The sequence below is a fragment of the Caballeronia sp. LZ029 genome (genome assembly GCF_031451275.1).
In the GTDB taxonomy this organism is placed as follows: domain Bacteria; phylum Pseudomonadota; class Gammaproteobacteria; order Burkholderiales; family Burkholderiaceae; genus Caballeronia; species Caballeronia jiangsuensis.
The window spans coordinates 247,525-271,666 of sequence record NZ_JARUXO010000002.1 but is presented as its reverse complement, the minus strand read 5'-3'; the positions used below and the strand labels follow the sequence as shown (position 1 = coordinate 271,666).

Below are 24,142 nucleotides of genomic sequence, written 5' to 3'. Positions count from 1 at the left end.
CGGCCAGCCGCCGACCTTTTAACAAAAAGTCAACGGCTCATTTCCAAATTGTAGATTGTCCGGCAGGCCGGTGAGTACCTATTCTCGTCGGCATGATTCGTCGCTGTGGCGAGTCACGAGACAGGACAATCACAAATGCCAAGAGACAGCCTCAACGGCGTGCGGGTGATCGATTTCTCGCACGTCCTCGCCGGACCGGTCTGCTCGATGACGCTCGCCGATCTCGGCGCGCACGTCGTCAAGATAGAGCCGCCCGACGGCGAGATCGGGCGGCGCATCGGGCCGCCGTGGATAAGCGGTGAAAGCCCGGCCTTCATCAGCGTCAACCGCAACAAGTACAGCGTCGCGATCGATCTGAAAACCGATGCAGGGCGCGAGGCCGTTCGCCGCATGCTGCTGGAGGCGGATGTGCTGGTCGAAAACTTCCGGCCGGGCGTGATGGCGTCGATGGGACTCGACTTCGACGCATTGCGGCAGCTGAATCCCCGGCTCGTCTACTGCTCGATCTCCGCGTTCGGCCAGACGGGCGCGAATCGCAAGCGGCCTGGCGTCGACGGCGTGATCCAGGCCGTCAGCGGTCTGATGAGCACGCTCGGCACGACGAGCGCCGAGCCGCTCAAAGTCCCGATCCCCGTCGCCGACATGATGGGCGGCTATCTCGCGTCGATCGCGATTCTCGGCGCGCTGCATCAGGTTCGCGCGGGCGGCGGCGGGCAGCATCTCGACGTGAGTCTCTACAACGCGACGTTGATGCTGCAGCAAATCGGCTTCGCTGCATTCTTCGCGTCCGGAAGCGAACCGGAAAAGACCGGCAGCGCCGCGCCTTACGCGTGCCCGAACGAGGCGTTCCCAACGCGGGACGGCTGGATGATGGTCGTCGCCTACCATCCGGAACGATGGCACGCGTTATGTGAGGTGCTCGCTTCGCCGTCACTCGAAGCGGATCCGCGATTCGCCGCCAACGACGATCGCGTGCGCCATCGCACGACCCTGCATCACATGCTCGCCGCGCGTTTCGTCGAACGCACGACGGCGGACTGGATGGAACGGCTCGCGGCGCGCGACATTCTGTGCGCGCCCGTCGCAACCTACGGCGATGTCATCGAAACAGCGGAGTACGCCGAATGCGGACTGGCGCGGACGATCGATCATCCGGTCGCGGGCACCATGCGCACGCACGGTTTCGCGCTCGGTCCATCCGATCGCCCGAGCGCGCCGGATTTGCCCGCGCCGCTGACGGGCCAGCACACGCTGCAGATGCTGGAGCGATACGGCTTCGCTGAAAGCGAGATCGCGGGCCTGCTGAACGCGGGCGTCATCCGCGTGGGCCGCGCATCGCGCGAAACCAGCGATGAAGACCGCAAGGTGAGCGCATGAGCGCCGCGATGATCCGGAGCGAACGACGCGGGCGGGTCGCGCTCGTGCGTCTCGCGTCGGACAACCCGCTCAATCCGCTGACCGACGCGTTGATGGATCAGCTGATCGACGTCCTGCTGCGCAACGAAGCCGACCCGCAGGTTTTCGCCACCGTTCTGACAGGGTCCGACAAGGCTTTCGCCGCCGGCGCGGACATTGTCGCGATGTCGAAGCTCGATTACGCAAACGCATTCTCGGATGACTACATCGGCCGTAGCTGGGACCGCATCCGCACGGCCCGCAAACCCATCATCGCGGCGGTAGGCGGCTATGCGCTCGGCGGCGGTTGCGAACTGGCGATGATGTGCGACATCGTCATCGCCGCGGACGACGCGCTTTTCGGCCAGCCCGAGATCAAGCTCGGCATCGTGCCGGGCGCGGGCGGCACGCAGCGTCTGCCGCGCGCGGTCGGCAAATCGACCGCGATGCTCGCGTGTCTGACCGGCGAGCCGCTTGGCGCGCGCGAGGCATTGGCTTACGGACTCGTGTCGAAGGTCGTCGCCCGCGAGCGGTTGATCGACGAAGCGATGCGCGTCGGCGAACAGATCGCGCGTCATTCGCTGCCGGTGATCGTCGCGATCAAGGAAGCCGTCAATCGCGCGTTCGAGTCGTCGCTGTCGGAAGGACTTTTGTTCGAGCGACGGCTGTTTCACGCGGGCTTTTCGCTCGCCGATCAGAAAGAGGGCATGGCCGCGTTTCTGGAACGCCGTCAGGCGGTATTCCAGAACCGCTAGCGGCCGGGACAACAATCAGGAGACTTCTTCGTGTCAACTCATGCAAACGATGCCGGTTCACGGGTCGAATCGTCCGTCGATGACGGCGTGCTCACGCTCACACTCAACAGCCCGAGCGACGGCAACGCGCTGAACGTCGCGATGACGGAGGCGCTGTCGGACGCGCTCGAGCAGATCAACGAGCAGCGCGACGTGCACTGCGTGCTGCTGCGTTCGTCGTCGCCGCACTTCTGCACGGGCGGCAATGTGAAGGACATGCAAAGGGGCAGCGATCTCATGAGCGGCAGTGTCGAGGATGTACGCGACCGCCTGCATCGCAGCCTGCACAGAATCACGCGCGCACTGAGCGGTCTCGATGTGCCTTCGGTATGCGCGGTGAATGGCGCCGCAGTCGGAGCGGGCTGCGATCTTGCGTTGATGTGCGATATCCGCGTGGCGAGCACAAAAGCCGTGTTCGCAGAGAGTTTCCTGCGGCTCGGACTGGTGTCGGGCATCGGCGGATCGTGGTTCCTCGCGCGGATCGTGGGCTATGCGAAGGCGCTGGAACTGACGCTGACCAGCGAGTTCATCGATGCCGAAGCGGCGCTGGGCCTCGGCATCGTGTCGAAGGTGGTGCCCGAGGACGCGCTCGACATCGACGCCCGGTCGCTGGCGAAGCGCATCGCGCAGAACCCGCCGACGGCGCTGCGCATGGCGAAGCGGCTCGTGCGCGAAGCGGCCGATGCATCGCTTGCGACGACGCTCGAAATGGCGGCAAGCATGCAGGCCATTCTGCTATGCGGTCGCGAGCACAAGGAGGCCGTCGGCCGGTTTCTGGAACAGCAGGCGGCGAAGAAGCGCACACACATGTGATGCGCCGATACGGCCATCGCGTCGATCGCGCGGGGCCTCACAACCCGAATCACAGGAGACGACCATGTCCACGACTTCCGGAGCCCGCAATCCAAAGCCCGGCATGCTGCGGATCATCGCGACATCGAGCCTCGGCACGATGCTCGAGTACTACGATTTCTTCGTCTATGTCGCGCTGACATCGACCTTGACGCACTTGTTTCTTCCATCGACGGACCGGACCGTCGCCGCCATGGCGGGCGTCGCCACCTTCGGCATCGCGTATATCGCGCGGCCGTTGGGCACGATCATCTTCAGCCCGATGGCCGACCGCATCGGACGCAAGAAGACGTTCGTCATCACGCTCGCGATCATGGGCATAGCGACAGTGGGCATCGGCTGTCTGCCGACCTACGCGATGGCCGGCCTGCTCGCGCCCATGGGACTGATCACGCTGCGCGTGGTGCAGGGCATCGCGCTCGGCGGCGAATACGGCTCTGCGGTCGTCTACGTGATGGAGCATGCGCCCGCAGGCCGAAAAGGCATGGCGACGAGCGTGCTGCAAGGTACCGCGAGCCTCGGACTGTTGCTGGCGCTGGCGATCGTGTCGGCGCTGAAGTTCGCGCTCGATGCATCGGCATTCGAATCCTGGGGCTGGCGCGTCCCGTTCCTGATCTCGGCGCCGATCGTCGCGGTGGCGACATGGATTCGCCTCGGCATGATGGAAACGCCTGTGTTCGCGGAGATGAAGCAGGCGGGCCGTCTGTCGAAATCGCCGCTGCAGGACACTTTGTCGAGCGCGACGTCGTGGAAAGCGATTCTTGTCGCGATGTTCGGCGCGCAAGGCGCAACCTCGGTGTCGCTCTATACGTCGATCGTCTACATGCTGTACTTCCTGCAAAACGTGTTGAAGGTCGATCCTGCGCGCGCCAATCTGTGCCTCGGTGTCGCTATCGTCGTGGCTGCGCCGCTTTATCCCGCATTCGGCCGTCTGTCCGATGCGATCGGCCGTTCGCGTGTGATGCTGATCGGCATCGTGCTGTGGATACTTGCAGCGTATCCTGCGTTCGCGGGCATCAGGACGAATGCGCTCGCAGGCGGCTGGGCCACGGTGACGATGCTCGTCGCGCTGCTGGCCGTGTTGACCGCGATGATCATGGCGCCGCTGCCCGCGTTCATCGCCGAATGTTTTCCGCCGCAAAGCAGGACCACGGGCTTCGGATTGTCGCAACAACTCGGCAATGTGCTGTTCGGCGGGTTTCTTCCGTTGATCAGTCTTTCGCTCGTCAATCTGACAGGCAACCCGCTTGCAGGCGTCGGGTACTCGATCGCGTCGCTGTTGCCCTGTCTTGCCGTCACGTTCTTCTGGGGACTGCGGCAGGATCGGCTCATCCGTCAGCGCAATCGCGAAGTACAGTGCGCAAGCCCCGCGGACGCGGGCCAGTTGCCGGTACGCTGAGTCAACCATGACACGAGGCGCGGCATCGTGATGCCGCGCCTCGCATCGTTCAGGCGAGACAACTCATGAGCGTGTATTTGACGTGCACATATTCCTCGATTCCATGATGACTACCTTCGCGCCCGTAACCGGATTGCTTCACGCCGCCGAACGGCACCGAAGCCGTGCCGACCGAGCCGGAGTTCAGGATCACCATGCCCGCCTCGAGGTTGCGCGACAGCCGGAACGAGCGGCCCAGCTGGCGCGTGAACGCATAGGCGACGAGACCATATTCGCTGTCGTTGCTGCGTGCAATGACTTCGGCTTCGGTGGAGAAACGGTAGATCGGGAAGACGGGTCCGAAGATTTCGGACGAGGCGACAGGCATATCGTCCGCGACATCGACGAGGATGGTGGGCGCGTAGAAAAGTCCGCCTTTCGCGTGCGGATGTCCGCCCAGCACGACCTTGGCGCCGCGTTCGCGCGAATCGTCGACGAGCCTGGCGACCTTGTCGATGGCCGCGCGATTGATCAGCGGACCGACGACGAAGCCCTCCTGCAGCCCCTGATCGACGGGAATCGCCTCGACGAGCGCCTTCACGCGCTGAACGAACGCGTCATGCACGCTGGCCTGAACATACACGCGGTTCGGCGAGATGCAGACCTGCCCGCTGTTGCGCAGCTTCGCGGACACGAGCGCCTTTGCGGCTTCGTCGAGATCGGCGTCGTCGAAGACGATGAACGGTGCGTTGCCGCCCAGTTCCATCGTCATCTTCTTAAGCGTGCCGGCGCACTGCGCGGCGAGCAACTTGCCGACCGCGGTCGAACCGGTGAACGAGATCTTGCGGATGCGCGGATCGTCGGTGATGAGCTTGCCGATCTGCACGGGGTCGCCCGTGACCATCTCGAACACGCCTTCCGGAATGCCGGCGCGGCGCGCGTATTCGAGCAGCTTGTACGCAGTCAGGGGCGTTTCCTCTGCAGGCTTCAAGAGGATCGTGCAGCCTGCTGCGAGCGCGGTCGCGACCTTGCGCGTGATCATCATGAACGGGAAATTCCAGGGTGTAATCGACGCCACTGGCCCGACAGGTTCTTTCGTGACGATCACCGCCGCGTCTTTCGCGTGAGTGGGGATGGTATCGCCGTACATGCGTTTCGCTTCCTCCGCGTACCATTCGACGAAGCCCAACCCATATTCGATTTCGCCGAAGGCTTCCGATATGCACTTGCCGTTCTCGCGGCAAATCAGTTCGGCGAATGCGGTCTTGTCGGCGCTGACGAGGTCGAACCATGCGCGCAGCAGTGCGCTCCGCTCGCGTGCCAGGGTGCGCGACCAGGCCGGAAAGGCCGCGCATGTGCGATCGATGGCGGCGCGCACCTGCGCTTCCGAATGATGTTCGACTTGCCCGACACGCGTGCCGTCGGCGGGATTGATTACATCGATCATGCTTTATTCTCCGAAGTGAGTGAGCCTTCCCGGCGCATCGACGCATCGTGATTCGTGCGTGCGATGCATGATCGAATGTTAGGAATGTTGGCAGGAGACGAGAACGCATGATCGTCTGCGAAGCTTGCCCGATTCTATGAACGCACCGATATCGAACTCGAAGTATGGAAACGCACCGCTCTCCCAAGTTGCCGACGATGGAAACCGAAGCCGCTGCCCTGGCTCGTGTGCACGCTTCGATGGTGAGCCGCCTGCTGGAACTCGCGCCGAACGAAGGCTATAACGCGACGCCGATGCCGGACATTCGCCTGTTGCGATCGAATCGTCCGCTCACGCGCACGCCGGTGCTCTACGAGCCGGGTATCGTGGTCATCGCGCAAGGCCGCAAGCGCGGTTATCTCGGCAGCAAGGTGTATGTCTATGATGCGCAGCATTATCTTGCCGTCGCCTTGCCGCTGCCGTTCTCGATGGAAACCGACGCCACCGCGGACGAACCCTTGCTCGCGGTGTACGTGCGCCTCGATCCGACGCTTGCCGCCGATGTGTTGCTGCAGATCGACGAGCGTAACGGCGTGGTGCCGGGCGAGCCGGGTGGCATGGCCACGACGAGGCTCGATGTGGCGCTTGGCGAAACCATGCTGCGGTTCCTCGATGCGATGCGCGATCCGCTCGAAGCCGCGCTTCTGGGGCCGACCCTCGTGCGGGAGATCTACTTTCGCGTGTTTATCGGAGAGCAGGGCGCTTCGATGCGTGCGGCGCTCAACCTGGATGGCAACTTCGGGCGCATATCGAGAGTGCTGCGCATGATTCATTCGAGTTATGCCGAGGCGCTGACGATCGAAACGCTCGCAAAGGAAGCGGCCATGAGCGTGCCGTCGTTTCATCTGCACTTCAAGGCGGCCACGAACACCTCTCCGCTGCAGTACATCAAGTCGACGCGACTCCATCAGGCGAGGCTATTGATGGCGCGGCAAGGCATGACGGCTGCTGCGGCAAGCGCACGGGTGGGCTATGAGAGCGCGCCACAGTTCAGCCGCGAGTTCAAGCGGCTCTTCGGTGGCACGCCTTCGGAAGAATTGCGGCGAATGAAACGGCATTTTGCAATCCCGGAGGCGGGTCCGGGGTCCTCGCTGTATGTTTCGTCGCATTGAGCAAGCGGGCACGCTCAGGTGTGGCTGCGGTAAGCAGACCGCGACGGACACGCCGCGCCCCTCTCAATCGAGCGGCGAGAAATCGACGAGAAACGCTACCGAGTCACTTGCCATTGCGATAGACGCCGCGCCAATCGGCTCGATGAATTCCGACGCGTCGAGCACAAGCGTGCCTCCGTCATCGAACACGATGCATGCGGATCCCTGCGCCACGAAGAGCAAGCGGCATGTCGAAACCGGCACGGTGCAAGGACCATCGACGATCCTCAACGCCGCGACTCCGGCGTCGCGGCTGACCATCACATTGAAATCCTGAACAGGCGCGCCGAGCAGGCGGCCGCGTAGCTGTCGTTCTCCCGCGAACGCGAGCGACGAAAATCGGCCGGCGAGCGTTTCCCAGACAGCGCCGTCCGATTCATCGATCAGGTCAATGCCCGAACCCCGCAGGATCGCCGTTATTCTGTCGATACCCGGATAAAGCGAGAACGCACCATCGGCATTCATATCGGCGACGCTCACGCGCAGCACGAAGTCATCGGGATCATTTCGCGCGGGGATTCTGAGCAATTCGCGCGTCGTGCCCTTGCCGTTTTTCCATCGTGTCGTCGGGACGTCGGCGAGATGCTGCCGCGTCGTACTCATGAAGCCATGCGGCGCGCGTGCTGACCGATCACGTTGGTCAGCAGACGCACGATCGTCAGCGCGGTCATGTCCCGCACGTCGAGCGCGGGATGATGTTCGACGAAATCGATGCCCGCGAACTGCGCCTTCATGCAGAGATGCCTGAGAATGCCGCGCGCTTGATGAAAGCTCAATCCGCCGGGCAAGGGCGCGATCACGCCCGGCGCGATTGCCGGATCGAGGCCGTCGACATCGAAGGTCACGAACCACGGCGCATCGTTCACCAGATGCTTCGTGACTGCACCGATGCCCTCGTCGTGCACGACTTCCGCCGGGACCAGCACGTTGCCCGAGCGCAGCGCGTCTTCGACGTCGCTTGTGCGTGCGCTGCCGCTGCCGCGCAAGCCGACCTGCACGATGCGCTTTACGAACGGCATTTCGCGGATGCGCCGGATCGGGCTCGAATAGCCGTGGCGCTCGCCGTTCACTTCGTCGCGGAAATCGAGGTGCGCGTCGAACTGAAGCACATTGAGCGGGCCGCGCGATTCATAGGCGCGCACGCAGAGCGGCGGGATCGAATCGTCACCGCCGAGCACGATCGGAATCGCGCCGCGCGCGAGCAACGCAGCGACCGCCGATGTCACCGCCGCCGCGTTGCGCGCGACGTCGAGCGTGCCGGGCACGTTACCGCAGTCGACGCCCGTCGCGCCCGAGTCGCCGAACAGCGTGCCGTTCAGATCGAAATCGAAATGGCCGATTTGCCGTCCGTAACGAAAGCTGCGCTCGCGGATCTTGTCGGGCGCGTTCGAGACATCGCAATGAAGCAGCGCGGGGCCGTAGGGAATGCCATAGGGCGCGCCGAGCACGGCGAAGGTCGCATCGACCTTGCTCAGATCCGGCTCGGCGGGAAAGGCGAGAAACGGCGTTTTCGGTGAGTCGCAAAGCATGGAAACCTCGATGAGAAAGACGAATGCGCGAACCGTGCGTCAGTCGGCGATGACGTGGTCCAGCACGCCGGAGCGAATCGGCCCGAGCGCGAAGATATAGATGAGGCACCCGACGATCGCGACGATCGATGCCGACACGAGACCCGGTGTGAACGACCCTGTCGCGTCCTTCAGAAAGCCGATGACGGCGGGACTCGCGATGCCGGCGAGATTCGCGACGCAGTTCTGGAAACCCGCGACCGTGCCGGCCACGGAGCGCTCGCCGCGGGTTGAGACGTCGGCGGGCAGCGCGAGAATGCTCGACGTGGCGACGGAGACGCCGAAGAACGCGATCGACAGAAGCAGCAGCGCGAGCCAAGCCTGCGTGACGATGCCGGCGAGGCCGATCGTCGCGCTCAACGCCATGCCCACGACGATGCAGGCCTTGCGCGCGAAGTTCAGGCCGTAGTGGCTCGCCGCGATGCGGTCCGAGATCCAGCCGCCGAACCACGAGCCGACGAGTCCCGCGAGGCCCGGCAGGATGCCGTAGAAGCCGAGCTGGAGCAGGGTGAAGCCGCGCTCCTTGACGAGATAGGTGGGATACCAGGTGATGAAGAAGTAGATCACGTAGCCCTGGCAGGCGAAGCCCAGCGACATGGCCCAGACGACGCGGGACGTGAAGAGTTGGCCCCACTTGATGCGCACGGCGGGCTTCTTCGTGGCGGGCGCGCCTTCTTCGATGTGCTTTGCTTCGGCTTCGTTGACGAAGCGGCTTTGCGAGGGAAATTCGCTGGCCACGAAGAGCCATACGACGACCCACACGAGTCCGACCGCGCCCGTGAAGATGAACGACGCCTTCCAGCCGTAGGCCGTGATGATCGCGGTGCAGATGGGCAGCGCGATGAGCGTGCCGCCGCGTGCGCCGCAGTCGTAGATGCCGGATGCAAGGCCGCGCTCGGTCGGCGGAAACCAGCGTTCGACGAACTTCGTGGCGGCCGGGAAGGCCCCGGCTTCGCCTACGCCGAGCAGGAACCGCAGGCCGAGCAGCGAGGCCGCGCCGCGCGCGAGACCCGTCGCCATCGTGAACACCGACCACCACACGACCGCGGCGGCGAACACGGCTTTTGCGCCCAACCGGTCGACGAGCATGCCGGCCGGAATCTGAAACGCCGCGTAGGTCCAGAAGAACGCGCCGAGAATCAGCCCCGATTCCCCCGACGACAGATGCAGTTCCGTGTTCATGTACGGCAAGGCGACTGCAAGATTCGCGCGATCCATGTAGTTGGTGACGATCGCGAGAAACGCGAGGAACACCATGAACCATCTGAATTTCGTGGGCTTTTCGGCCCGTGCGATCGCTGTCGTTTGCATTTTCGTCTCCGCGGCTCGTGGCGAGCCCGTTCATCCGTGTGTGCTTGCAATTTCAGCGAAAAATCCGTTTGTGTGCCAATACATCTTTGAACGCGAGTCCATAACCGTGGGTTATGCTTTTGGATCGCGTGCATTCCGGAGACGACATGGCCAGGCAGACGCTCAACTACCATCAGGTCCAGTTGCTCTATGAGGTCGTCCGATGCAGGACGCTTACCGCGGCCGCGCATAACATGCACATCTCGCAGCCCGCCGTGACCAAGCAACTCAAGGCGCTGGAAGAAAGCCTCGGCGTGAGGCTCTTCAAGCGTGAGAAGGGACGGTTGCTGCCTACGGCCGAGGCGATCCTGCTGTTCGAGCAAACCGAGCGCACCAATGCCAGCTTGCGCGCGTTGAACGAGCTTGCCGACGGATTGCGCACAGGCACGCTCGGGCGCCTGAGCATCTGTGCCTATCCGGCGATCACGGAACGATTGCTGCCCGAAGCCATCGCGGCATTTCAGGCGCGGTTTCCCAAGGTTTTCGTGGAAGTCGCCATCGAGAACGCGGAGAAGATGCTCGATCTGGTCGAGAGCCAGCAGGTCGATCTCGGCATCTGCACGCCGTTCCGGGAGATGAGAAATGTCATCGAGCAACACTTGCTCGATTCCACAATCGTCTGCGCAATGCCTTCCGATGATCCGCTCGCGAATCGGCGCATGCTGCGAATGGATGATCTTCACGATGTCGCCCTGACGACCGTGGGGGCGCTCGAAAGTATTCCTGAATTGCAGGCACTGCTCTCATCGGCCGAGACCGGTGCGATGATTCATGCGCGCGTGTCCAGTTCGGCGCTGGCTTGCCGCATGGTGCAGTTGACCGGCGGCCGCGCGATAGTCGAGAGTTTGACGGTGGCATCGATCGATGTGAGCGGGCTCGCGTTCGTACCGCTCGAACTAATCCCGCCGCGTACGATCGCGATGCTAAGGCCGTCGTTGCGACCGGGCAGTTCTTTTACCGACGCGTTTTGCGCGATCATCGCGGAGCAGGCGCGAAGCCTTGGCGCCGTTATGGCGCAACAAGGCGGGTTTCACGGCAGACGCGCGAGCGTTAAACGGTCGAAGGTAGTTTGACGGACGGTCGGTGCACATGAGTTGATGCCGGAGCGTTCGCGATAGTCCACATCACGCACTCATCGCGAACACGCTCCCCCATTCCGCCAACGGCGACGTATCGACATCGAGCATCCGCAGCGCTTTCCACACGACCGTCGCCACCGTATCGTAAGCAGCAATTCCCGTCTCGCGCTCGAACGGCCGCGCCAGATGCGCCGCGTGCAGATTCGTGCAGAACGTCGTCACTGCATCGGGCCGGGCGAAGGCCGCTTCGCGCATCATGTCGGCGAGAAGCGTGTCGGGCACCTCGGCGAAGCTGAAGTTCTCGCTCAGTCCCAGATGCCGTTCCGCCACGCACTCGACGCCGATGTTCTCGTAGTTGCGGATAATGCGCTCCTGCACATCGTCGGTATAGGGCGAAACGAGAGCGAGCCGGCGCACGCCCGTCGTCGCGAGAATCTCGTTCAACGCCAGCACCGATGTCGTCGCGGGAATGCCAGTCGCTTCCGTCAACTGACGGCATAGCGCCTCGTCGCGCTCGAAGCCGAGCCAGCCCGCCGACGTGCCGCTCCAGCCGATCACGTCGACGCGCGCATCCGCGAGTTGCTTCGCCGCATCGAGAATGCGGCTCACGTCGAACTGGCCGAGCGCCCGATTCGTCAGGCTGATTTCCGTCACCGTGAAGCGCGCGAAGTGCGCGCTCACTTGCGGCAGCGCGCTCAGCATCGCGCAGGTGATCGGTTCGAGCGCCGTGTTGGACGAAGGCGTCAGAATGCCGATCCTCAATCGTTTCGTTTGCATGTCGAGCCCTCGCTAGTCGGCCAGCAAAACTTTCACGCCCTCAGCGGCCTCGCGGCGCAAGGCATCGATATCGAGACCGGGAATCACGCCGTCATCGACGACCACGCGCCCGTTCACGATGTTGTAGCGCACACGCGCGGGTTCGCCCGCCGTCACCGGCGCAACGGCGAGATCGTGGAAGCCGTAAAAGCGCGGATCGTCGATGTCGTACAGCACGAGGTCTGCAGCCTTGCCGACTTCGATCGAGCCGACCGCATCGAGGCCGAGCACGCCCGCGCCGCCCGCGCTGCCCCAGTGAATGGTCTCCTCCACCGTCGTCGCCGACGCGCCTTGCGCCGCGCGATGCACGAGCCACGCGAAGTGCGCCTCGTTGATCATGCTGCCCGACTCGTTCGACGCGACGCCATCCACCGCGAGCGACATCGGCACGCCCGCCGCGGCCATCGCCGGCGCGGGCGCGATGCCGCTGCCGAGCCGCGCGTTGCTGACAGGGCAGTGCGAGCAGCCGCTGCCCGTTTCGGCGAGCATCGCGATCTCGCTCGCTTCGAGATGCACGAGGTGCGCGAACCATACATCGGGGCCGAGCCATTCGTGTTCGGCGACGAACTCGACCGGCAGCATGTCGAACCGCTCGCGGCAGAATTCGACATAGCGCCGCGTCTCCGACAGATGCGTGTGCATGCGCAGACCCATGCCGCGCGCCGCGCGCGCGATTTCGGGCAGCAGCGCGGGAGGCAGCGAGAAGGTCGGTGTCGTCGGCGCGACGACCACGCGGCGCATCGATGCCGCGCGTGGATCGTGATAGCGCGCCTTCAGTCGTTCGATATCGGCAAGCATCTGATCGAGCGTTTCAGGCTTGAGCGCGACCTTCGAGAAGCCCGGGTGATCGCCCGCCGCCTGCAACGCGCCGCCGCGACACAGCACGAAGCGCAAGCCGAAAGACGCCGCTTCGTCGAAGAGCAGATCGCCGGTTTCCGTCGTGCCGTCCGCGTGATAGAGATAGTGATGGTCCGCGCACGTCGTCACGCCCGACAAAAGCAGTTCGACCATGCCGAGGCGTGCCGCGACGCGCGCGAGCTCCGGCGTGAAGCGCGCAAGGCGCGGATAGGGCACGGCTGCGAGCCATTCCTGCAGATCCGCATCGATGCCCGAAGGCACCGCCTTGAGCAGATTCTGGAACAGATGATGATGCGTGTTCACCCAGCCGGGATAGACGACGCACGCACTCGCATCGATGACGCGCTCGCCGTCGCGAGCCTGGAGATCGGGCGCGATGGCCTCGATGATGCCGTTGCGGATGCGAATGTCGACCTGTCCGAGACGCGCGTCATCGCCGCGCAAGCCGCTCATCACCGCGACGGGATTTCTGATCAGCAGCGCTTCGTTTTTCATGTTCATGAAGGGTAGTCCTGTCATTACGTTTCACTCGCGCACCATGCTGTGCGCAGGCACGTCTTCTTCTTCGTGGGCACCGTTGAGCACGGCGTTCAGCACGACCGATACGAGGCACGCGAGCACGACGCCGCTGTGCACGAAGGGCTGCGTCCACTCCGGCATCTGCTTGAAGACTTGCGGGGCCATCACGGGAATGAGCGCGGTCGCGATCGTGAAGCCGACGATCAGCACGTTGTAGCGATTGCGCTCGAAGTCCACTTTCGAGAGCGTCTGCACGCCCGCCGCGACCACGACACCGAACATTGCGACCCCCGCGCCGCCGAGCGCGGCCGCAGGCGTCGCGGCCACGACCGCCCCGATCTTCGGCACCAGCGCGACGACGCACATGAGCACGCCACTCACCGCCACGACCCATCGGCTGCGCACGCCGGTCAGAATCACGAGGCCCACGTTTTCCATGAACGCGATGAACGGAAACGCGGCGAACATGCCGGCGATCGCGCTCGCGAGACCGTTCGCGCGCATGCCGCGCACGGCGTCTTCCTCGCTGATGTTCTTGTCGACGATATCGCCGATCGCGACGAAGAGGCCCATCGATTCGACCATCTGCACGACCATGACGACGATCATCGTCAGCACCGGCACCACGGAGAACACGGGCATGCCGAAGTGAAACGGCAGCGGCATCGTGAACCACGGCGCGTCGGCGACGCTGCCGAAGTCGCCCATGCCGAGCGCGCAGGCCAGCACGCTGCCCGCGACGAGGCCGATCAGCACCGACAGATTGCGCAGGAACGCATTGGCGAAGCGGTTGACGGCGAGGATCACCAGCGCGACGAAGAGCGCGACGCAAAGAAAGGGCAGCGCGCCGAAGTGCTGCCGCGCGTTCTCGCCGCCGCCCGCCCATTGATACGCGACGGGAAAGAGCTGCAGCCCGATCACCGTGACGATGCAGCCGGTCACGACAGGCGGAAAGAAGCGCCGCAGACGTCCGACGAGCGGCGCGGCGAACATCGTGAACACGCCCGCGCCGATCACCGCGCCGCACACGCCCGCGAAGCCGACGCCCGGACTCATGCCGATCGCGATGACCGGACCCACGCTGCTGAACGCAACGCCTTGCAGGATCGGCAGGCGCACGCCGAACTTCCAGATGCCGACGGTTTGCAGCACCGTCGAGATGCCCGAGCAGAAGAGCGCCGTGCTGATGAGCACGGTGGTGTCGGCGGGCGACATCTTCAATGCGGATGCGACGATCAACGGCACGGCAATCGCGCCGATATAAGCGACGAGCATGTGCTGCAGGCCGAGCGTGATCATCTGCCGCTTGGGCAGGACTCGATCGACGGGGTGTTGTTCGGGGTTCATCACGTGTCTCCTGATTATCGTTGTCGGCGGGGTTGTTCAGGTCTGCGCGACCGGATACGGAGCCGCGAGCCCGCTCGTGTCGATGATCATGGTCTCGATCTCCTTGAGGGGAACTGGCTTGTCCAGTTGCCGCATCGCGGGCAGGCGCGTCGATGGAACGAAAGCTCTCGCGAGCTTGCCCATGCGGCCTTTTGCAAGACGCGTCGTGACTGCGTCTTCCCCTCGCCGGCATCGAGTGTCACACTGACGTGCACTGCTGCTTGCGATGCAGTCTCACAAGTTACGCACGCTCTGTACAATATTTTTTGACCACGACTTTGATACGTTGGCGATATGGATATGCGGCTTTTGCGGTACTTCGCGGTGCTCGCCGATGAACTGCATTTCGGCCGCGCGGCCGCGCGGCTGCACATTTCGCAGCCGCCGCTGAGTCAGCAGATCCGCATACTCGAAGAGGAGATGGGCACCGCGCTTTTCCTGCGCTCGCAACATCGCGTCGAGCTCACCGAGGCAGGGAAAACACTGAAGGAACAGGCGCCGCTGATCTTCGCGCAGTTCGAGCGCGCGATCGATCTCACGCGTTGCGCGGGACGCGGCGAAGTGGGCAGCCTGGAGATCGGCGTCATCAGCTCGGCGATGGTCGAGCCCATTCCACGCGCGCTCGGCGTATTCGCGCGCAAGCATCCGCAAGTGAGATGGACGCTGCACGAGATGACGCCCGCCGCGCAGATTCAGGCGTTGAAAGAGCGCCGGCTCGATGTGTGCTTCTTTCGCGTGGCGCGCGAAGATCCGGAGATCGTCAGCGAAGTCGTGTTGCGCGAACCCGCCGTGGTCGCGTTGTCGATGACGCATCCGTTCGCGTCGCGCGGGGAGATCGCGCTGCGCGAACTCGAAGCCGAGCGCTTCCTGTCGTTCGGTTTGCTGCAGTCCCAACTCGCGCGGTTCTTGCGCGACTGTTGCGTCGAGGCGGGCTTCACGCCGCGCATCGAGCAGGAAGTCGTGGAGCTGCACACGCTTCTATGTCTCGTGCGCGAAGGGCTCGGCGTTGCGCTGCTGCCGGCGTCGGCGGAGCAGTTGTCGGGCGGCGGCGTCGCCTTCGTGCCGCTCGCGGGGCAGCGTCCCGAAGTTTCGCTGCATGCGCGTTATCGCGCGGAAACGCCGTCGCCGGTGCTGGCGCGGTTTCTCGAAACGGTGCGCGAGGTCGTCAGCGCGGAACGCGCGCATTGAGCGTTTGCGCGACGAGCGCGCGGATCGCATCGACGAGCGGGGCCACGCGCGCCGACTTTTCGCGCGGCCATACGGCGTAGAGGTTGTAGTGCGTCGGGATCTCGACTTGCGTCAATTCGATCAGCCTGCCGTCGCGCTGTGCATCGGCGGCGAGCAGGCCACGCGCGAGTCCGACGCCCACGCCCGCGCTCGCGGCCGCGATCAGTCCCGCCGCGTTGTCGAAGACGGCAACCGCATGCGGTTCAACTTCCGGCAGACCGGCAGCGGCGAGCCACGGTATCCATGAGCGCTTCGTGTAGCCGAGCAAGGGCAGCGCGAGCACGTGTTCCGGCGCAAGCGGCGCGGTGAGCCCGCGCGCTTTGAGCAGCGCGGGCGCGCCCATGACCGTCAGGCGATCGCCGCAGATCAGCGCGTTCTCGAAGCCATCCCATTCGCCATAGCCGTAACGCAGTGCGAGATCCACGCGCTCGAATGCGCTGCGATCGTGTCGCGGCGCGGACAACACGGTCAGCGTCACGCCTGTCAGCGCGCCGAGCAGCGCGGGCAGGCGCGCGACGAGCCAGCTTTGCGCGAGTTCGGGATCGACGTCGAGTGTGATCGACTGCTTGACCTCGCGTTCCTTCACCGACGACAGCGCACGATCGATCTGCTCGAAGCCATCGCCCAGTTGATTCGCGAAGAGCGCGCCCGCATCGGTCAGCACGACGCGCGCGCCTTCGCGCACGAAGAGCGGCTGGCCGACAAAATCCTCGAGCGTGCGGATCTGCTGGCTGATCGCGCTATGCGTGAGCGACAACTGACGCGCCGCGCTCGAAAAGCTGCCGGCACGCGCGGCCTGGAGAAAGGCCTGCATCGACTGGATGGAAGGGTAGCGCTTCAACATGGGTGTTAGCCGGGCTTACGGATGATCAAAGAAATCGTCGCTGGCGTTCCGCCGCGGCGGCTTCCCATAATGCCGCGAACACGAACGACATTCAGGAGACAGCGCATGATAGAAATCATCGTCAACGACGCGCGGCACTCGCTCGACAATGTACCGGAAGACATGCCCTTGTTGTGGGTGCTGCGCGATTCGCTGGGTCTGACGGGCACGAAATTCGGCTGCGGCGGCGGCTTTTGCGGCGCGTGCACGGTGCATCTGGAGGGCGAAGCGGTGCGCTCGTGCCTGTTGCCGATCGCGGCCGTCGCGGGCCGGCGCATCACGACGATCGAAGGTTTGTCCAAGGATGGCGCGAGTCCCTTGCAGCGTGCGTGGATCGCGGAAGACGTGCCGCAATGCGGCTACTGTCAGTCGGGGCAATTGATGCAGGCGGCCGCGTTTCTGAAGGGCAAGACGTCCGTCAGCGACGACGCCATCGCGGCGGCGATGTCCGGCAACATCTGCCGCTGCGGGACGTATTCGCGCATTCGCCGGGCGATCAAACGCGCGGCGGCGGAGGCCTGAATGCGGATCGAACATCGCGCGGCGCGTCGCCGTTTCATACAGCAAGGGTCCGCGTTGCTGGCAGCGGGGCTCGCGATCGGCTTCCGGTTGCCCGAGGCGTCGGCGAAGAGCGGCGATCCGCACCCACGCGACGGCGAATTCGAGCCGAACGCCTGGGTGCGCGTGCTGCCCGACGACACCATCAAGCTCGTCGTTCATAAGCACGATTCGGGCACCGGCACGCGCACCGCGCTCGCCGCGATGGTCGCGGAAGAACTGGATGTCGATCCGTTTCGCATCGACGTGATCACGCCCGAGAATCCGTTCTACGCGGATTACATTCATCCCTTGTGGAAGGTGTTTTCGACGGGCGGAAGCACGAGCGTGTCGCTCGAATACGATCGCTTGCGACATGCGGGCGCGACCGCTCGCGCGATGCTGATCGCGGCCGCCGCGAAACAGTGGAATGTGCCGACGTCCGCGTGCTCCACGGACGATGGCTTCGTGATCGACAAGGCGAGTGGCGCGCGCGCGAGCTACGGCACGCTCGCCGCCGTCGCCGCGAGCTTGCCTGCGCCGAAAGACGTGCCGCTCAAAGATCCGTCGCAGTTCAGGTATATCGGCAAGCTGCGCAAGAAGCGCGACGCCGCGCAGAAGGTGTGCGGCGCGTTCGCATACAGCATCGACGTGCGCTTGCCCGGCATGCTGGTCGCGGTCGTCACGCGCGCGCCCGTGATCGATGCGCGCGTGCGCAGCGTCGACGCCAAAGCCGCGCTCGCCGTGCCAGGCGTGCGCCAGGTAGTGCAGATACCTGGACGCCCGGATGTGCTCGGCGGCAATCAGGCTGGCGTGGCCGTGCTCGCCGACGATTACTGGTCCGCGCACAAGGGGCAGGCGGCGTTGCGCATCGAATGGGAAGACAGTCCGTTCAAAAAGTTCGACAGCCGCGATCTGTCCGCGCGTCAGGCCGCATGGCTCGACGATCCCGCCGCCCGGGTCGTGCCGACCGTGATGAACGGCGACGCCGCATCCGTCCTGAAGCACGGTTCGCGTGTGATCGAGGCGTCGTACTCGATGCCTTACAAGGCGCAGAATCCGCTCGAACCCGTCAACGTGACGGCATGGGCGAAAGACGGCGGCATCGCGTATTGGGGCGGGTTGCAGGTGCCATCGATGGCACGGGAGGCGGCCGAAGTGATCGGCCGCATTCCGGCGAATCGCGTCGTGCTGCACGAGCTGGTTTCGGGTGGCAGCTTCGGTGCGCGCGAATCGAAGTACTGGCTCTTCGAAGTCACGTGGCTCGCGCTGCAAACCGGCAAGCCGGTCAAGCTGATGAACAGCCGCGAGGACGAAATGCGCGCGCTCTTTTATCATTCGGCGAGCCATCATCGTGCGCGGGCCGTGCTCGATGCGCGCGGCAATCTCTCGGCGCTGCAACTGCGCGCGGTGATGCCCGCATCGCCCGAACAATGGGAGCCGGGCTACACCGATCGCCCCGATCGCATGGACTACAGCACCACGGAAGCCATCAGCAAATTCGAGTTCGCCTATGGCGCGCCGCATGTGGATATCGGCTGGGTGCGTCACGAAACGGGCGTGCCGACCGGCTGGTATCGCGCGGTGAGTTATATCCCGAACGTGTTCGCGGTCGAGTCGTTCATGGACGAAGCCGCGCATTCAGGGCATCGCGATCCGGTCGACTTTCGGCTTGCGCATATGAAGGATGCGCGGCATGTCGCCGTGTTGCGCGAGGCGGCGACGCGAGCCGGCTGGGACAAGCCGCTGCCGCGCGGCACCGCGCTCGGCGTCGCGACGAACCGGGCGTACGGCAGCTATATCGCGGTGATTGCGCGCGTGACGCGCCGGGACGATGCCATCGTGATCGACAAGCTCACATGCGTGGCCGATTGCGGGCTCGCGGTGTCGCCGGGCGGCGTCGAAGAGCAGTTGTACGGCGGATTGATGTGGGGACTCGGACACGCGCTCGCGGACCGCATCGATATCCGCGGCGGTCAGGTTCAGCAGACCAATTTCGGTTCGTATCGCGTGATGCGCATGAACGACATGCCCGACATCGACATACAGATCGTGCAGGGCGATCCGGCGAAGCCCGGCGGTGTCGGCGAGTTGTCGAGTCCGTCGGTGGCACCGGCGATCGCCAATGCCGTGTTCAGGCTGACGGGCAAGCGCTTGCGCGAGACGCCGTTCGATCTGCGCAAAGTTCGAGTCTGAGGCAACCGTTATGTAGACGTCGCCGAGGCAGCCTGCCTTTAGTGAGGCAGCGCCTCGGTTCCTTTCCCTGTCCAGCGCGTGAAAGCTTGATCCGGCATCGCGGTCCATAAGCAACGCTAGAACTTCGCGCGAATCCCAACACCGAATGTCTCGCCGTGCGATTCGCCCGATATCTTGTCATCCAGATACGCAGCGTAGACATCGGTTCGTTTGGATAGCGGGTAATCGTAGCCGACCGCCCACGTTCTCCTGGTTTGATCGAAACCGCCGGAATCCTTCGAATACGCATAGGACGCCATGACCTTGCCGTTTGCGATCGGTATCGTGAAACCTGCCTGACCGGTGCTCACGTGGTAGTCCCCTGACGACACGGAATTCTGCGTGTACATGTACTGCCCGTATAGCTTCACGAGCTTGAAATCGTAGGTCAGGCCAAGCTGGCCGATACTTTGGCTGCGCAATCCTGCAACGATGTTGGCCGAGGCCGGGTTCGAGAAATCGTTGGCGACGTTCTTATAGTTCACGTACTGGTAGACCGCGGTCGCACTGAGCGCCCCATTCAGATACAGCACTTGCGCGCTGTCTTTATGCTGGCCGCCTGCGCCGGCACCGTTGCCGAACGAATACATCACCGAACCGCTCAGGCCGGAGAAGTCCGGCGATGTATAGGCAACCGAATTGCTCCATCCCGAGTCACCGACCGCGCCCTGGTCTGTCCGATAGGCAGGAAAGGTGCTGGTGCCGAGGTACGTGTGATAGATCATCGGCGAGAACACGTACGAGTCGACGAACGGATTGAAGAGGATCGTCGACACAAACAGATTCGACGTAATGCGCCCGGCCGTCAGCGTGCCGTACGGTGAGAACATGCCGACATACGCGTTACGCGCGAAGAAAGTATCGCCCTGGAATCTCCCGGCTTGACCGTTCTGCGGGCGATAAAACGCTTCCAGCGCGAAGATCGTTTTGAATCCACCGCCGAGATCCTCGGTCCCCTTCATGCCCCAATAGGACGTGGACATCCCGCCGCCCGAGATATTCCACGCACGCTCGTTTGCGGGGAATTTCTGGGAACCGATCCATTCGTCTATCTGACCATAGAGTTGTATGCTGGATTGGGCGCAGGCCGTTCCCGCCGACAGCGCCGCAAAAAGAAGTACAGTCAGTTTCGTCGATTTCGGAACGCAGTCCGCCACGATATGTTTCGATTTCATAGGGTTTCCAGTCAACACGCTTGGTTTAGTACGCCGATCACTTTGGCGGAATAGATCGTGTTGATTCGTTATCCTTATCTGTTTTCATAAGGTCGACCTCAACCGATGCATTCAGAACAAAAGAAATGGGCTTGACGTGTCGTCGGGGTCACACGCTACGAAAACGCCAAGCCCGAAGGCCTCACACAACGACGTCCGCATGCTGCCGCGACAGACACAGGTCGAGCAGCACCTTGAGACGCTGACGATCCAGATTGCGTCCGATGAACACCAGTTTGCTTTCGCGCGGACCCGCAGCCCAGGTATCGGCCGGATGCAGGTCGAAGAGACGGTGCACCGCCTGAACGACATAGCGCTGATTCTCGTCGGCGATATCGAAGATTCCCTTCATACGGAATACATCGTCGCCTTGAGCCGCGAGTAGCGCGCGCAAACCGGCATCGAGTCGCGAGCGATCGAACGGACGGTCGAACACGAGCGACACGGACGTTACCGAAGGATCGTGGCGATGACCGTGCGGTGTGCTATCGCCTTCGTCGTGTTCGTGATGGTCGTGGGCGTGCTCGCAAGCCTCGTCGCACACGTGGTCGGGGTCGTGAGCGTGGTCGTGTTCTTCTTCGACGTCCAGGCTTGCCGATGTCGGCGTAAATCCGCCGATGCCCAGGATCTGGCTCAGATCGACCTGTGCGTAGTTGGAGCGCAAGATTTGCGCACCCTCGTTCAACCGGTGCAACCTCTGTTCAAGGGCGACGACGAACCAGCTCGGCACCAGGTCGGTCTTGTTGATGATGATCCGGTCGGCTGCAACGATCTGATCGACTGCCTGATTGTCGCGCCCTCGCAGGGCCGGGTCGTCGAGATGACTCTCGATATGTACCGCGTCGACCAGCGTGACGACGCCATCCAGCGTCACCTGGCGCGCCACGTCGTGGTCCATGAAGAACGTTGCCGCCACCGGCGTGGGATCGGCGAGACCGCTCGTCTCCACGAGAATGTGATCGAACTTCTCCGGACGCTCCAGCAACTTCTGGAGGATGCGAACGAGGTCGGTACGCACATCGACGACGCAGCAGATGCAGCCGTTCGTCATCTGGAAGATCTCTTCATCGGACGTCATGACGAGATCCGAATCGACATCGACTTCCCCGAATTCGTTCTCGATCACGGCGATGCGATGCCCATGCCGCTCTGTCAGGATATGGTTCAGCAGTGTCGTCTTGCCCGATCCGAGGAACCCGGTCAGGATCGTGACCGGAACGGGCGCGTTGGAAGAAGCATGTCGGGTGTCGAGTTGGCTCATGATGTCTCCTGCAATGGTGTCGATGTTCGAGAAGGTGCTTATGCCGCTGAATGTTCAGGCCGAAGCCCTTGCCAGCGACCGACGAGACCGTCGTGATCGATGTCGAAAAGGTCGAGCACGCGCCCGACGGTATGGTTGACGATGTCGTCCACAGTTCGAGGGTGGTTATAGAAGGCAGGCACGGGCGGCAACACGATCGCCCCGGCTTCGGTCGCGGTGGTCATGTTGCGCAGGTGGATGAGATTGAGCGGCGTCTCGCGCACCATGAGCACCAGCTTGCGGCGTTCCTTGAGCATCACGTCGGCGGCGCGTGTGATCAGGTTGTCGGCGAGGCCCGTGGCTATCGCGGCCAGCGTGCGCATCGAGCACGGTGCGATGGCCATGCCATCGCAACGAAATGAACCACTGGCGACGGCCGCGCCGATATCCCGCACGTTATGCACGACATGCGCCATGGCCTCGATCTCGCGGCGCTGCAGCCCGAGCTCGTGCCCCGCCGTCAACAGTCCGGACGCGGACAGCACGAGGTGCGTTTCCCACTCCGGGCGTTGCGCGAGACTTTGTAGCAGACGCACGCCATAAACCGCGCCGCTCGCGCCCGTGATGCCAACGATCATGCGCTTCGTCATACGCTATCCGGCCCTGTGTGCGATCTGGCTGCAGCGATCAGTTGTGCGGCGCGCGCCATGGCTTCGGCGCTGATCTGCGCGCGCACTCCGTCGAAGTTGGGGCCGCGCGTCGCGTCGAGTCCCATTCGCGATGTCGTCCCCACACCGGATGCGGACGGGTCGAGCGCGCTGCCCGGCAAGCCGTCGATGATCACGACGTCCAGGTGCGGCTGCAAATGGGTGGCCACGGCCCACAGCACCTCTTCGTCACGCGTGATATCGACGTCCGCGTCCACGGCGATGACCGTTTTCAGATAGGGATCCCAACCCAGCAAGCCGAGCATGACCTGTCGCGCTTCGCCGGCGCGCATCTGCCTGAGCGCCACGTAAGCATGAAAGTGCGTGCCGGAAGAGGGATAGTGGACAGCGGTTACGCTCGGAAAGCGCTCCTTGAGCTTCTCGACCATCTCCGATTCGCGCGGAATGCGACCCAGATTGAGGTGTTCGGCGGAATTGCCGCCGGCCACATCGATCAGCATCGCATCGCGCCGGCGCAGCACGCTTTGCACGCGAAAGAGGTTGTTCGTCGAACGATCCGATGAGTAGCCCGTGAACTCGCCGAAAGGGCCTTCGTCTGCGCGTGCCTGCGGATCGATCACGCCTTCGAGCACGATTTCCGCGTACGCCGGTACCGCGATACCGTGTCTCGGCGTGCGCACGACGTCGAGCGGCGCGCCGAACAGGCCGCCCGCCACATGACGCTCGTCGACCCCGTAGGGCAACCGCGCCGCACCGGCAAGCATGAACAAGGGATGAGCGCCGATCACCATCGCGACGGGCAGCGAAGTTCCACGCTCCTGAGCTCGCTGGAGCATGCGCCAGAGATGCCCGCGCGAATGCAGGCTGGTGGCGATTTCGGTGGTCGAATGGAGCGTCGAACGGTGATAACTCGCATTCCCGACGCCCGTTTCAGGATCCTCGGCGATCAGAATGGCGTTCGTGATGTACGGACCGCGATCCGTCGAGAAATGGGTGATGGCCGGAATGTCGGTCAGATCGATGTTATCGGTCTGGACGTGCTCCAGCACCGGCCCATTCGCCAGCAGGCGCGGCGGCATCATCCGGCGGCTGCGCTGCTGGAATGCCGCGTGCAGATTCTCGAGAGACGAATCGAGCATCCACGCAATCCGGCTGCGCGACGCGAAGACGTTGGTTATCAACGGACTCCGAAGACCTGTGACCCGATCGAAAATCAGTAAAGGATGTTGCCCTCTCGCGGCAAGCTGCCATATCACTGCGGTCGGATCCTGATTCGCGCTCGCGCTTTCGCGAATGGTCAGAACGTCGCCCGGATTTGCAATGCTGTAGCCGTCGAGAAAATGGCGGAAATCTTGCGGATTTGCGCGCGAGCAGGCGAGGGCAGATGGATTAGACGATGTCATGGTTATTCCTTGTCATCAGCCTTGCAACGCCCCGGGGTGTCTATGTGGACCGTATCCCGGGGGCCGCTGCGCTCGGCTGCTATCGCGGGCCGGCCGTCGATGC

Annotated in this window: 22 protein-coding genes; 9 read left to right on the top strand and 13 right to left on the bottom strand. The window is 63.6% G+C overall.

Features of this window, described 5'->3' with window-relative positions:
- Positions 1–135 precede the first annotated feature (135 nt).
- The 4 genes from QCE73_RS16225 to QCE73_RS16210 all read left to right on the top strand — a co-directional run bounded on the left by QCE73_RS16225 (position 136) and on the right by QCE73_RS16210 (position 4,440).
- Positions 136–1,377 (top strand): CoA transferase, encoded by a 1,242-nt coding sequence (locus QCE73_RS16225; protein ID WP_309882307.1) that lies wholly within the window; start codon positions 136–138, stop codon positions 1,375–1,377.
- The gene (locus QCE73_RS16220) at positions 1,374–2,150 is read left to right on the top strand and encodes an enoyl-CoA hydratase-related protein (RefSeq protein ID WP_309882306.1); all 777 of its coding nucleotides are present in this window, start codon (positions 1,374–1,376) and stop codon (positions 2,148–2,150) included. The genes QCE73_RS16225 and QCE73_RS16220 overlap by 4 nt, the downstream gene beginning before the upstream one ends.
- Positions 2,151–2,180: 30 nt before the next feature.
- Positions 2,181–3,002 carry an enoyl-CoA hydratase-related protein gene (locus QCE73_RS16215; protein ID WP_035498118.1) on the top strand — a complete coding sequence of 274 codons (822 nt, stop codon included), beginning with the start codon at positions 2,181–2,183 and terminating at the stop codon, positions 3,000–3,002.
- A 64-nt stretch (positions 3,003–3,066) separates the two neighbouring features.
- Positions 3,067–4,440: an MFS transporter gene (locus QCE73_RS16210; RefSeq protein WP_309882305.1), complete on the top strand. Its 1,374-nt coding sequence runs from the start codon at positions 3,067–3,069 to the stop codon at positions 4,438–4,440.
- A gap of 49 nt (positions 4,441–4,489) precedes the next feature.
- Here the strand turns inward: QCE73_RS16210 and QCE73_RS16205 are convergent, their stop codons facing one another.
- Entirely contained in the window at positions 4,490–5,866 is a 1,377-nt protein-coding gene (locus QCE73_RS16205) for an NAD-dependent succinate-semialdehyde dehydrogenase (RefSeq protein WP_309882304.1), read from the bottom strand.
- Between the two features lie 164 nt (positions 5,867–6,030).
- Here QCE73_RS16205 and QCE73_RS16200 point away from each other — a divergent pair, with 164 nt between their 5' ends.
- Entirely contained in the window at positions 6,031–7,017 is a 987-nt protein-coding gene (locus tag QCE73_RS16200; RefSeq protein WP_309882302.1) for an AraC family transcriptional regulator, read from the top strand.
- Positions 7,018–7,080: 63 nt separating this feature from the next.
- Here the strand turns inward: QCE73_RS16200 and QCE73_RS16195 are convergent, their stop codons facing one another.
- The 3 genes from QCE73_RS16195 to QCE73_RS16185 are packed head-to-tail and all read right to left on the bottom strand — an operon-like array spanning position 7,081 to position 9,935.
- The gene (locus QCE73_RS16195; protein ID WP_309882301.1) at positions 7,081–7,659 is read right to left on the bottom strand and encodes a HutD family protein; all 579 of its coding nucleotides are present in this window, start codon (positions 7,657–7,659) and stop codon (positions 7,081–7,083) included.
- A complete protein-coding gene (locus QCE73_RS16190) occupies positions 7,656–8,585 on the bottom strand; it encodes an agmatinase (RefSeq protein ID WP_309882299.1) in 930 nt (309 codons plus the stop codon). Before QCE73_RS16190 ends, QCE73_RS16195 begins: the two co-directional genes overlap by 4 nt.
- Positions 8,586–8,624: 39 nt before the next feature.
- Complete coding sequence (locus QCE73_RS16185; protein ID WP_035498123.1) at positions 8,625–9,935, bottom strand: MFS transporter; 1,311 nt, start codon at positions 9,933–9,935, stop codon at positions 8,625–8,627.
- 146 nt (positions 9,936–10,081) lie between these two features.
- Between QCE73_RS16185 and QCE73_RS16180 the strand changes: the two genes are divergently transcribed.
- The gene (locus QCE73_RS16180; RefSeq protein ID WP_051626656.1) at positions 10,082–11,047 is read left to right on the top strand and encodes a LysR family transcriptional regulator; all 966 of its coding nucleotides are present in this window, start codon (positions 10,082–10,084) and stop codon (positions 11,045–11,047) included.
- A 51-nt stretch (positions 11,048–11,098) separates the two neighbouring features.
- Here QCE73_RS16180 and QCE73_RS16175 read toward each other — a convergent pair whose 3' ends face one another.
- Genes QCE73_RS16175 through QCE73_RS16160 form a run of 4 tightly spaced genes read right to left on the bottom strand, consistent with a single transcriptional unit; the run spans position 11,099 to position 14,776 of the window.
- The gene (locus tag QCE73_RS16175; protein ID WP_309882297.1) at positions 11,099–11,830 is read right to left on the bottom strand and encodes an aspartate/glutamate racemase family protein; all 732 of its coding nucleotides are present in this window, start codon (positions 11,828–11,830) and stop codon (positions 11,099–11,101) included.
- Between the two features lie 12 nt (positions 11,831–11,842).
- On the bottom strand, positions 11,843–13,228 hold the full coding sequence (locus QCE73_RS16170) for an amidohydrolase family protein (protein WP_035498126.1): 1,386 nt from the start codon (positions 13,226–13,228) through the stop codon (positions 11,843–11,845).
- A 24-nt stretch (positions 13,229–13,252) separates the two neighbouring features.
- Positions 13,253–14,593 (bottom strand): nucleobase:cation symporter-2 family protein, encoded by a 1,341-nt coding sequence (locus tag QCE73_RS16165; RefSeq protein ID WP_035498128.1) that lies wholly within the window; start codon positions 14,591–14,593, stop codon positions 13,253–13,255.
- 36 nt (positions 14,594–14,629) lie between these two features.
- Positions 14,630–14,776 (bottom strand): hypothetical protein, encoded by a 147-nt coding sequence (locus tag QCE73_RS16160; protein WP_309882296.1) that lies wholly within the window; start codon positions 14,774–14,776, stop codon positions 14,630–14,632.
- A 150-nt stretch (positions 14,777–14,926) separates the two neighbouring features.
- On the opposite strand from QCE73_RS16160, the gene QCE73_RS16155 reads away from it, so the two are divergent.
- On the top strand, positions 14,927–15,820 hold the full coding sequence (locus QCE73_RS16155; RefSeq protein ID WP_309882294.1) for a LysR substrate-binding domain-containing protein: 894 nt from the start codon (positions 14,927–14,929) through the stop codon (positions 15,818–15,820).
- On the opposite strand, the gene QCE73_RS16150 is transcribed toward QCE73_RS16155, so the two are convergent.
- Entirely contained in the window at positions 15,798–16,703 is a 906-nt protein-coding gene (locus QCE73_RS16150) for a LysR substrate-binding domain-containing protein (RefSeq protein WP_309882292.1), read from the bottom strand. The two genes, QCE73_RS16155 and QCE73_RS16150, sit on opposite strands and share 23 nt — an antisense overlap.
- 105 nt (positions 16,704–16,808) lie before the next feature.
- On the opposite strand from QCE73_RS16150, the gene QCE73_RS16145 reads away from it, so the two are divergent.
- Positions 16,809–17,264, top strand: a complete 456-nt coding sequence (locus tag QCE73_RS16145) for a (2Fe-2S)-binding protein (RefSeq protein WP_035498132.1) — start codon at positions 16,809–16,811, stop codon at positions 17,262–17,264.
- Entirely contained in the window at positions 17,265–19,475 is a 2,211-nt protein-coding gene (locus tag QCE73_RS16140; protein ID WP_309882290.1) for a molybdopterin cofactor-binding domain-containing protein, read from the top strand.
- A gap of 116 nt (positions 19,476–19,591) precedes the next feature.
- Here the strand turns inward: QCE73_RS16140 and QCE73_RS16135 are convergent, their stop codons facing one another.
- The 4 genes from QCE73_RS16135 to QCE73_RS16120 all read right to left on the bottom strand — a co-directional run bounded on the left by QCE73_RS16135 (position 19,592) and on the right by QCE73_RS16120 (position 24,039).
- The gene (locus QCE73_RS16135) at positions 19,592–20,689 is read right to left on the bottom strand and encodes a porin (protein ID WP_404989787.1); all 1,098 of its coding nucleotides are present in this window, start codon (positions 20,687–20,689) and stop codon (positions 19,592–19,594) included.
- Between the two features lie 181 nt (positions 20,690–20,870).
- A complete protein-coding gene (locus tag QCE73_RS16130; protein ID WP_309882287.1) occupies positions 20,871–21,989 on the bottom strand; it encodes a GTP-binding protein in 1,119 nt (372 codons plus the stop codon).
- 38 nt (positions 21,990–22,027) lie between these two features.
- Positions 22,028–22,618 (bottom strand): UbiX family flavin prenyltransferase, encoded by a 591-nt coding sequence (locus QCE73_RS16125; protein WP_309882286.1) that lies wholly within the window; start codon positions 22,616–22,618, stop codon positions 22,028–22,030.
- A complete protein-coding gene (locus tag QCE73_RS16120) occupies positions 22,615–24,039 on the bottom strand; it encodes a UbiD family decarboxylase (RefSeq protein WP_309882285.1) in 1,425 nt (474 codons plus the stop codon). The genes QCE73_RS16125 and QCE73_RS16120 overlap by 4 nt, the downstream gene beginning before the upstream one ends.
- Positions 24,040–24,142 lie beyond the last annotated feature (103 nt).

Bases quoted from the DNA above. Each gene is read 5' to 3' on its own strand.
- QCE73_RS16200 (WP_309882302.1), top strand. From the start codon at position 6,031: ATGGAAACGCACCGCTCTCCCAAGTTGCCGACGATGGAAACCGAAGCC.
- QCE73_RS16150 (WP_309882292.1), bottom strand. From the start codon at position 16,703: ATGTTGAAGCGCTACCCTTCCATCCAGTCGATGCAGGCCTTTCTCCAG.
- QCE73_RS16225 (WP_309882307.1), top strand. From the start codon at position 136: ATGCCAAGAGACAGCCTCAACGGCGTGCGGGTGATCGATTTCTCGCAC.
- QCE73_RS16125 (WP_309882286.1), bottom strand. From the start codon at position 22,618: ATGACGAAGCGCATGATCGTTGGCATCACGGGCGCGAGCGGCGCGGTT.
- QCE73_RS16145 (WP_035498132.1), top strand. From the start codon at position 16,809: ATGATAGAAATCATCGTCAACGACGCGCGGCACTCGCTCGACAATGTA.
- QCE73_RS16140 (WP_309882290.1), top strand. From the start codon at position 17,265: ATGCGGATCGAACATCGCGCGGCGCGTCGCCGTTTCATACAGCAAGGG.
- QCE73_RS16165 (WP_035498128.1), bottom strand. From the start codon at position 14,593: ATGAACCCCGAACAACACCCCGTCGATCGAGTCCTGCCCAAGCGGCAG.
- QCE73_RS16210 (WP_309882305.1), top strand. From the start codon at position 3,067: ATGTCCACGACTTCCGGAGCCCGCAATCCAAAGCCCGGCATGCTGCGG.
- QCE73_RS16220 (WP_309882306.1), top strand. From the start codon at position 1,374: ATGAGCGCCGCGATGATCCGGAGCGAACGACGCGGGCGGGTCGCGCTC.
- QCE73_RS16205 (WP_309882304.1), bottom strand. From the start codon at position 5,866: ATGATCGATGTAATCAATCCCGCCGACGGCACGCGTGTCGGGCAAGTC.
- QCE73_RS16130 (WP_309882287.1), bottom strand. From the start codon at position 21,989: ATGAGCCAACTCGACACCCGACATGCTTCTTCCAACGCGCCCGTTCCG.
- QCE73_RS16185 (WP_035498123.1), bottom strand. From the start codon at position 9,935: ATGCAAACGACAGCGATCGCACGGGCCGAAAAGCCCACGAAATTCAGA.
- QCE73_RS16175 (WP_309882297.1), bottom strand. From the start codon at position 11,830: ATGCAAACGAAACGATTGAGGATCGGCATTCTGACGCCTTCGTCCAAC.
- QCE73_RS16160 (WP_309882296.1), bottom strand. From the start codon at position 14,776: ATGGGCAAGCTCGCGAGAGCTTTCGTTCCATCGACGCGCCTGCCCGCG.
- QCE73_RS16180 (WP_051626656.1), top strand. From the start codon at position 10,082: ATGGCCAGGCAGACGCTCAACTACCATCAGGTCCAGTTGCTCTATGAG.
- QCE73_RS16120 (WP_309882285.1), bottom strand. From the start codon at position 24,039: ATGACATCGTCTAATCCATCTGCCCTCGCCTGCTCGCGCGCAAATCCG.
- QCE73_RS16170 (WP_035498126.1), bottom strand. From the start codon at position 13,228: ATGAACATGAAAAACGAAGCGCTGCTGATCAGAAATCCCGTCGCGGTG.
- QCE73_RS16190 (WP_309882299.1), bottom strand. From the start codon at position 8,585: ATGCTTTGCGACTCACCGAAAACGCCGTTTCTCGCCTTTCCCGCCGAG.
- QCE73_RS16155 (WP_309882294.1), top strand. From the start codon at position 14,927: ATGGATATGCGGCTTTTGCGGTACTTCGCGGTGCTCGCCGATGAACTG.
- QCE73_RS16135 (WP_404989787.1), bottom strand. From the start codon at position 20,689: ATGAAATCGAAACATATCGTGGCGGACTGCGTTCCGAAATCGACGAAA.
- QCE73_RS16195 (WP_309882301.1), bottom strand. From the start codon at position 7,659: ATGAGTACGACGCGGCAGCATCTCGCCGACGTCCCGACGACACGATGG.